The organism is Mesorhizobium sp. WSM4833 (assembly GCF_055811095.1).
Map to the genome: position 1 here is coordinate 211,890 of NZ_JBVVQG010000006.1, position 8,149 is coordinate 220,038.

Consider the following 8,149-nt stretch of genomic DNA (forward strand, 5'->3'; position numbering starts at 1 on the left):
GCGGATTTGGACACGCCCCTTGATCTTTGGGGGTCGTGCATCCAACTAACTGGAGAAGGCCGAGGTGCCCGATTTCTGTGCTGTAAAACTCCCGTCACAAACGGTGGTAGGCGGAACGATCCCCGGTCGTTAATATAAGATTCGCGGTTGGCTCAATTAGCGGCCGCGACATGAAAGGTTGGACAATGGCCAAAGTATCCAAGGCACCCAGCGACGGCGTCTTCGCAGTTCTCCCACTGCGCGACATCGTGGTGTTCCCGCACATGATCGTTCCGCTCTTCGTCGGGCGTGAGAAGTCGATCAAGGCGCTGGAAGAGGTGATGGGTCAGGAAAAGCAGATCCTGCTTGCCACCCAGATGAATGCCGCTGATGACGATCCCGAGCCCGATGCCATTTTCGACATCGGCACGCTCGCCAATGTGCTGCAATTGCTCAAGCTGCCCGACGGCACCGTCAAGGTTCTGGTCGAAGGCGCTTCGCGTGCGAAAATCGTCTCGTTCACCGACCGTCCCGATTTCCACGAGGCCCGCGCCGCGGCGCTGGTCGAGCCGGAAGAGGAAGAGGTCGAGGTTGAGGCGCTGGCGCGTTCGGTCGTCACCGACTTCGAGAATTACGTCAAGCTGAACAAGAAGATCTCGCCCGAAGTGGTGGGTGCTGCCAGCCAGATCGACGACTATTCCAAGCTCGCCGACACGGTTGCCTCGCATCTCGCCATCAAGATCCCTGAGAAGCAGGAGATGCTGGCCACGCTGTCGGTCAAGGAGCGGCTGGAAAAGGCGATGGGCTTCATGGAAGCCGAAATCTCCGTCCTGCAGGTGGAGAAGCGCATCCGCTCGCGTGTCAAGCGCCAGATGGAGAAGACGCAGCGCGAGTACTACCTGAACGAGCAGATGAAGGCGATCCAGAAGGAACTCGGCGAAGGCGAGGACGGCCGCGACGAGGCCGCCGAGATAGAGGCGCGCATCAAGAAGACCAAGCTCTCCAAGGAGGCCCGCGAAAAGGCGGAAGCCGAGTTGAAGAAGCTCCGGACGATGTCGCCGATGTCGGCTGAATCGACCGTCGTGCGCAACTATCTCGACTGGATCCTGTCGATCCCGTGGGGCAAGAACTCCAAGGTCAAGCAGGATCTGGCTTTCGCGCAGAACGTGCTCGATACCGACCATTTTGGCCTCGACAAGGTCAAGGAGCGCATCGTCGAGTATCTCGCCGTGCAAAGCCGCCAGAAGAAGCTGAAGGGGCCGATCCTGTGCCTCGTCGGCCCTCCCGGTGTCGGCAAGACCTCGCTCGGCAAGTCGATCGCCAAGGCGACTGGACGCGAGTTCATCCGCATGGCGCTGGGCGGCGTGCGTGACGAGGCCGAGATCCGTGGCCACCGGCGCACCTATATCGGCTCGATGCCCGGCAAGGTCATCCAGTCGATGAAGAAGGCCAAGAAGTCCAACCCGCTCTTCCTGCTCGACGAGATCGACAAGATGGGCCAGGACTTCCGTGGCGATCCGTCATCGGCGTTGCTCGAGGTCCTCGATCCGGAACAGAACTCGACGTTCATGGACCACTACCTCGAGGTCGAATACGATCTGTCGAGCGTCATGTTCGTGACGACGGCGAACACGCTGAACATCCCGGCGCCCTTGATGGACCGCATGGAGATCATCCGTATCGCCGGCTACACCGAGGACGAGAAGATCGAGATCGCCAAGCGGCACCTGATGCCTAAGGTGATCCGCGATCACGCGCTGCAGCCGAAGGAGTTTTCCGTCGGTGAGGACGCGATCCGCGCCATCGTCCAGACCTACACCCGTGAAGCGGGCGTCAGGAGCCTCGAGCGCGAGCTGATGAAGCTCGGGCGCAAGGCGGTGACCGAGATCCTGAAGACGAAGAAGAAGACGGTGAACATCACGGCGGCGAACCTCGCCGATTACCTCGGTGTTGAACGCTTCCGCTTCGGTCAGGTCGAGGCTGACGATCAGGTCGGTGTCGTTACCGGACTCGCCTGGACGGAAGTCGGCGGCGAGCTGCTGACGGTCGAAGGCGTCATGATGCCCGGCAAGGGCCGCATGACCGTGACCGGCAATTTGCGCGACGTGATGAAGGAATCGATTTCGGCGGCGGCCTCCTATGTCCGCTCGCGCGCCGTCGATTTCGGCATCGAGCCGCCGCTGTTCGACAAGCGCGACATCCACGTGCACTTGCCGGAAGGCGCCACGCCGAAGGACGGCCCGTCTGCAGGTGCTGCCATGGCGACAGCCATTGTATCGGTACTGACGGGTATTCCGGTCCGGGCGGATGTGGCGATGACCGGCGAGATAACGCTTCGCGGCCGCATCCTGCCGATCGGCGGGCTCAAGGAGAAGCTGCTCGCCGCACTGCGCGGCGGCATCAAGAAGGTGCTGATCCCGGAAGACAATGCCAAGGACTTGGCGGAGATTCCGGACAATGTGAAGAACGGCATGGAGATCATTCCGGTCTCACGTGTCGGCGAGGTGTTGCGCCACGCGCTGGTGCGTATGCCGGAGCCGATCGAATGGGTCGAGCCGGTCAATCCGCCGGCTGCGACAGACAGTGCCGACGACGCTGGAAAGTCCCTGGCGCATTAGAGCGCCGGGCGTCCATCTGGACGCACAAAGGACGCTCTAACGCTTAGACTTGCGCATGGCCCTTGCCGCAAACCGGCTACGGTTTTCGGGGCCATGCGTTGGTTTTCGTCAAGGTTGCAGCGCACAAACGGAGAGCCGGGCCTGGCGCCCGGCTTTTTCATGTGAAAAACCCCGGAATTCCGGGCTTTTTCCGCTTTTTTCCTGCCTTTTCGACTTGGTTGCGGGAGCGCTTCTTTCTAAAGTCCGTTTCCTGCCGGATGAGTCGATAGTTCCGGTGTTCTCATGGAAGGGAATTTTTATGAACAAGAACGAACTGGTGTCCGCTGTCGCCGACGCCGCGAGCATTTCGAAGGGTGACGCGCAGTCGGCGGTCGATGCGGTATTTTCCGTGATCACCGGCGAACTGAAGAAGGGCGGCGATGTCCGGCTTGTCGGCTTTGGCAATTTCACCGTGTCAAAGCGTGCCGCCTCGACCGGCCGCAATCCTCAGACCGGCGCCGAAGTGAAGATCCCGGCGCGTACCGTGCCGAAGTTCTCGGCCGGCAAAGGCCTCAAGGACGCAGTCAACTAAGCGTTTTTTCTTTTCAGAGACCTCAGAAAAGCCGGGCTTGCCCGGCTTTTCATTTTGGTGCCCGACGCTGACGCGACGCGGCCGGCTTATGCGGTCGGCGCATCAGTGCGCATAAGACCTTCCTCCTTGAGATCCGCCCAAAGTGCTGCGGGCAGTTTCGCATCGAGCAGCGAGCGATTGCTCTCGACTTCGCTCGGCCGTTGGCCACCGGGGATCACCGAAACGACTGAAGGATGCAGCAGCGGGAATTGCAGGGCGGCCTCGATCAGCCTGACACCATGACGCTTGCAGACGTTCTCGATCCCGGCGACCCGGTCGAGTATGTCCTTCGGCGCTTCGGAGTAGTTGTAGTAGGCTCCGGGCTTCGGCCCTGTTGCGAGGATGCCGGAGTTGTAGGGTCCGCCGAGAACGATGCCGATGCCGCGTGCCTGGCAGAGCGGCAGGAAGGACGTCAGCGCCTCCTGTTCCAAGAGCGTATAGCGCCCGGCCAGCAGGAACAGATCGAAGTCGCCGCGCTCAGCCAGCGTCTGCGCGACCTGCCACTCATTGATGCCGCCGCCGAACGCCTTGATCACGCCCTGGTCGCGCAGCGACAGCAGGCCGTAATAGCCCGAGCGCATGAACTCCTCGATGCGCCGGTCGGAGGCTTCCTTGCTGCCATGCGTGAAGATGTCGACATCGTGCACGAAGAGGATGTCGATCCGGTCGACGCCGAGGCGCTCAAGCGAGGCTTCGAACGAGCGCATGACACCGTCATAGCTGTAGTCGTACACCTCGCGGCGTGATGGCGTGTCGAAGAACTTGCCGATGCCGGTGCGCTCTTCGGGCGGGCAGGCACGCATGATCCGGCCGACCTTGCTCGACAGCACATAGTCGTCGCGCTTCTTGCCGCGCAGGAACGGGTTGAGCCGCGTTTCCGAGAGGCCGAGCCCATAGAGCGGCGCGGTGTCGTAGTAGCGGCAGCCGGTCGCCCAGGCGGCCTCCAGCGTGGCGTTGGCGTCCTCGTCGGAGACGGCACGGTAGAGATTGCCGAGCGGCGCCGCGCCGAAGCCGAGCTCGGTGAAACTGATGCCGCCATTGCCGATGCGGTCGAAATGCCGTGTCTTCATATCCTGCCGTTTGCCTCGCTTGATTTGTCTGACATGACACTATCACGCCTGTGATCAGGCAAAAGCATAGCTGCGCGTTGGACACGCATTTTCACGGTTGCTAGCATAACGAAATCAAGCTGTTCGTGGCAGCAAGAGCGGCAAATACCAGGGTGATTTTTCAATGGCGGGTTTGCGGTGAGCGACAAGAGCAAAAGCCTGTTCGAGACCGCACTTGAGGAGATGGGTGGCGTGCTGGCACGCATCGACGAAAGCCGGATCGACGCCGCCTGCAAAATGCTGGCCGGCGCGCGACAGATCGTCGTCTATGGCTGCGGCCGCGAGGCCTTGCAGGTCAAGGGTTTTGCCATGCGGCTCTACCATTTGGGGCTGCCGGTTTCCGTGGTCGGCGACATGAACACGCCGCCGCTGGGGCAGAGCGATGTCTTCCTGGTCAGTTCCGGGCCGGGAGAAACCTCGACCGTGCTGACCCTGATGCAGGTCGCGCGCCAAGCAGGTGCAACCAATCTCCTGCTGACCGCCCAGGCCGAAGGCAGCGCGGCAAGGCTTGCCGACTTCACGCTGCTCATTCCCGCGCAGACCATGGCCAACGATCAGGGGGCGCAAAAAACATCGGTCCTGCCGATGGGCTCGGTGTTCGAAGGCGCGCTGTTCCTGCTGTTTGAGGTGATGGTGCTGAAGCTTAGGGAATTGACCGGCGTGTCGCCCGAAGCCATGCGCGCCCGCCACACCAACATGGAATAGATCATGCGCTATGAACTGATGCTGCCACACCAGATCCGCAGGGCGATCGCCGAGAATTGGCCGGTCGCTCTGCCGCTCGGCGTGCTGGAATACCATGGCGAGCACATGGCCGTCGGCATGGACACGCTGGCCGTCATCAAGACGCTGGAGCTGTTCGAAAAGGAGAAGGACGTCGTCATCCTGCCGCCCTTCTACTACGGTGCGGCAAGCTATGCGGTGGCGCCGCCGGAAGGCAGCGGCTCGGTGCAGGTCGGCGGCAATGCGCTGGCGCCGTTCGGCGAGGAACTGTTCTACAGCCTGCTGCGCATCGGCTTCCGCAACATCCACGCCATTATCCACCACCAGACCGAGAACTTTGTCGCCGGCATGCCGACCGATCTGGCGTTCAAGGCCGCCGGCCGCCAGGCGATCTTCCGCTTCCTCGAAAAGGAGCGCGGCGAGGGCTGGTGGGGGTCGCAGGCGATGGCGGACTATTATTCAGGACACGCGGCGGGTGAAAATTTCTTCAACTGGGTGCAGGTGCATCCGCTGATGTCGGCTGACATGAACGGCAAGTACCCGTTCGACCATGCCGGCATTGGCGAGACCTCGCTGATGCTGGCGCTATGCCCGGAGGCTGTCGATGCCAATCACTTCGCCGACAATACCGGCTGGTACACGGCGAGCGCCAAGGATGCTTCGGCAGAGCTCGGGCAGAAGGGCGTCGCCATGATCATGGACCACCTGCGGGCAATATTGGGACGCTAGCGCGCGGCTTCCCTTCTCCCACAAGGGGGAGAAGGTAAGAGGGCGCCATGCTACTTCACCGCGCCCGCGGTCATGCCCATGATCAGATAGCGCTCCAACGCGATGCCAATGACGGCGAGCGGCGCGATGGCCGCCGTCGCTAGTGCCGCCATCGACCACCAGTTGATGCCTTGCGAGCCGGTCTGGCTCGCCACCATGACGGGAATTGTCTTGGCGTCGGTCGAGGTCAAAAGGGCGGCGAAGAAATACTCGTTCCAGCACAGCACCATCGCCAGGATGAAGGCGGCGACCATGCCCGGTAGCGCGATCGGCATGACGATGCGGAAGAACGCGCCCCAGATCGACAGCCCGTCGACAAGGGCGGCTTCCTCGAGCTCGACCGGGATCGAGTTGAACTGGTCGCGCATGATCCAGATGACGATCGGCAGCACCATCAGCGTGTAGAGCAGGATCAGCCCGATGCGCGTGTCGAGCAGGCCGACCTCGCGGTAGAGCACCAGGAAGGGCAGCGCCAGCACCACCGGCGGCAGGATCAGCTGCGACAGGAAGAAGAACGAGATGTCCTCGTTCTTGAACCAGGCGAAATGGTAGCGATAGCGGGTGAGCCCGTAGGCGGCGAGGCTGCCGATGATGATGGCGAGGCTCGACGCGCCGACCGAGGTGATCACCGAATTCATGAAGCGCTTGAGGAACTCCTCGCGCACGGTCGAGGTCTGGAAGATCGAGTCCGGCGACAGGCCGAGCGAACGCCAGCCCTTCCAGTCCGGCTGGAAGTCGACGAAGGGGATGAGATGGCCTTGCGTGACGTCGACTGCGGTCTTGAACGAGGTCGTGATCGTCCAATAGATCGGGAACAGGCAGATGAACGCCCAGAAGGCCAGCGCGCCATAGATGAAGACGCGGCTGGCGAGGAAGCTCGCCGGCGAGCGGATCTCCGAGGCGACATATTCGGTGGTCTGAACGCTCATCGGGCTCAATTCACCCCCATCTTGCTTTAATTGACATTGCGGACAAAACGGTTGGCAAATTTCAACAACCACGTGACGAACACAACGATGATCACCAGATAGGCCATCGCCAGCATGGTTCCGTAGCCGACATTCGAGCGGTCGCGGTATTCGCGGTAGATGAAGCTCGACACGGAATCGGTGGCGCCGCCGGGGCCGCCGGACGTCACGGTGATGATGATGTCGGCAAGCTTCAGCTTGAAGATGATGCGCAGGACCACCGCCGTCACCGACACCGGCAGCATCAGCGGGAAGGTGACCTGCCAGAAGGTCTGCCACGCATTGGCGCCGTCGACGCGTGCGGCTTCGAGCACCTCGCGCGACATCGCCTGCAGCCCGGCCAGCAGCATGATCATCATGAACGGAATGAAGGTCCAGGCATCCAGTATCATGATCGATATGCGCGCGATGATCGGATCGGAGAAGAAGGCGGGATTTTCCCAGCCGAGATGGCGCGCCAGCGTTGCGGCCGGCCCGAACCTGTATTCCATCAGCGATTTGCCGATCATCCACGACACCGCGACCGGCGACAGCATCAGCGGCATCAGGAAGACGACGCGGAAGAATTTTCGCGCCCGGATCTGGGCATTGAGGAGCAGCGCCAAGCCGAAGGCAATGACATATTCGACCGCCACCGCCAGCACGTAGAGCACCATGTTGAACAGCGCGTTGCGGTAGTAGGGATCGCCCAGCATCTGCCAGAAATTGTCGAGCCCGTTGAACCGGCGGCCGCTGAAGGAACTGAGGTTCCAGTCGGTGAGTGCGATGTAGAAACCGAACAGCGTCGGGAAGATCACCATGGCGATGGTGAACAGCAGCGCCGGCAGCAGAAACAGGGCACGCTGGCCGTCTTCGCCGCGCGTCAGCACCTGGCCGACACCGATCGCCACGCCCCACAGCACATAGGCATAGACGACGGGGCGCCAGGTCTCGAAGCCGATCGTATCGGGGCTGCCCTTGTAGAGGATCTCCAGCACGATCGTCGCCAGCAGGCCAAGCGTCGCAACGGCCATCAGCGCCCAGCCAAGGCGTTTACGGCCTGGAGAGATCAGATCGGAAGTGCCGGCATCTGCCGGCCACGGGTTCGCGGTCGATGTCTGGTCAGCCACAAATCTCGCCCGTTTGAAGGCTCTCGAGGAGCCGGAGCCTGTCTAAAGTGGTGGGGGGGGGGGGGCGGCGGCCGCGGGGGGGGGCCGGCGACACGGCGCGGGGCCGGTGGGGGGGCGTGGGGTTGGTGTGGCGGCCGCGGGCGGGGGGGGGGGGGGGCCCGGCCCCCCCCCCCCCCCGCGCGGGCCCGGGCCCGCGGGCGGCCGCCCCGGCCCCCCCGGCCGGGCCCCCGGGGGGCCGCGGCCCGCGGCCCCACGGCCAGTGTGC

7 protein-coding genes are annotated in these 8,149 nt (G+C 62.6%); 4 read left to right on the top strand and 3 right to left on the bottom strand.

Annotation, left to right across the window (positions count from 1 at the left end; all coding sequences use genetic code 11):
* Positions 1 to 185: 185 nt before the first annotated feature.
* Together lon and AC0L2D_RS14065 are read left to right on the top strand one after the other, a co-directional pair.
* Entirely contained in the window at positions 186 to 2,597 is a 2,412-nt protein-coding gene (gene lon / locus AC0L2D_RS14060; protein ID WP_013532189.1) for an endopeptidase La, read from the top strand.
* Positions 2,598 to 2,895: 298 nt separating this feature from the next.
* Positions 2,896 to 3,168 carry an HU family DNA-binding protein gene (locus tag AC0L2D_RS14065; protein ID WP_006201846.1) on the top strand — a complete coding sequence of 91 codons (273 nt, stop codon included), beginning with the start codon at positions 2,896 to 2,898 and terminating at the stop codon, positions 3,166 to 3,168.
* 86 nt (positions 3,169 to 3,254) lie between these two features.
* Here the strand turns inward: AC0L2D_RS14065 and AC0L2D_RS14070 are convergent, their stop codons facing one another.
* On the bottom strand, positions 3,255 to 4,277 hold the full coding sequence (locus AC0L2D_RS14070) for an aldo/keto reductase (protein ID WP_063167791.1): 1,023 nt from the start codon (positions 4,275 to 4,277) through the stop codon (positions 3,255 to 3,257).
* 222 nt (positions 4,278 to 4,499) lie between these two features.
* Here AC0L2D_RS14070 and AC0L2D_RS14075 point away from each other — a divergent pair, with 222 nt between their 5' ends.
* Positions 4,500 to 5,021 (top strand): SIS domain-containing protein, encoded by a 522-nt coding sequence (locus AC0L2D_RS14075; protein ID WP_473541447.1) that lies wholly within the window; start codon positions 4,500 to 4,502, stop codon positions 5,019 to 5,021.
* A 3-nt stretch (positions 5,022 to 5,024) separates the two neighbouring features.
* Positions 5,025 to 5,768, top strand: coding sequence for a creatininase family protein (locus AC0L2D_RS14080; protein WP_063167792.1), 744 nt, complete (start codon positions 5,025 to 5,027; stop codon positions 5,766 to 5,768).
* Positions 5,769 to 5,818: 50 nt separating this feature from the next.
* On the opposite strand, the gene AC0L2D_RS14085 is transcribed toward AC0L2D_RS14080, so the two are convergent.
* A complete protein-coding gene (locus AC0L2D_RS14085) occupies positions 5,819 to 6,736 on the bottom strand; it encodes a carbohydrate ABC transporter permease (protein WP_013532185.1) in 918 nt (305 codons plus the stop codon).
* A gap of 26 nt (positions 6,737 to 6,762) precedes the next feature.
* Complete coding sequence (locus AC0L2D_RS14090; protein WP_024504588.1) at positions 6,763 to 7,884, bottom strand: carbohydrate ABC transporter permease; 1,122 nt, start codon at positions 7,882 to 7,884, stop codon at positions 6,763 to 6,765.
* Positions 7,885 to 8,149: the final 265 nt, after the last annotated feature.

Bases quoted from the DNA above. Each gene is read 5' to 3' on its own strand.
- AC0L2D_RS14085 (WP_013532185.1), bottom strand. From the start codon at position 6,736: ATGAGCGTTCAGACCACCGAATATGTCGCCTCGGAGATCCGCTCGCCG.
- lon (WP_013532189.1), top strand. From the start codon at position 186: ATGGCCAAAGTATCCAAGGCACCCAGCGACGGCGTCTTCGCAGTTCTC.
- AC0L2D_RS14070 (WP_063167791.1), bottom strand. From the start codon at position 4,277: ATGAAGACACGGCATTTCGACCGCATCGGCAATGGCGGCATCAGTTTC.
- AC0L2D_RS14080 (WP_063167792.1), top strand. From the start codon at position 5,025: ATGCGCTATGAACTGATGCTGCCACACCAGATCCGCAGGGCGATCGCC.
- AC0L2D_RS14065 (WP_006201846.1), top strand. From the start codon at position 2,896: ATGAACAAGAACGAACTGGTGTCCGCTGTCGCCGACGCCGCGAGCATT.
- AC0L2D_RS14075 (WP_473541447.1), top strand. From the start codon at position 4,500: ATGGGTGGCGTGCTGGCACGCATCGACGAAAGCCGGATCGACGCCGCC.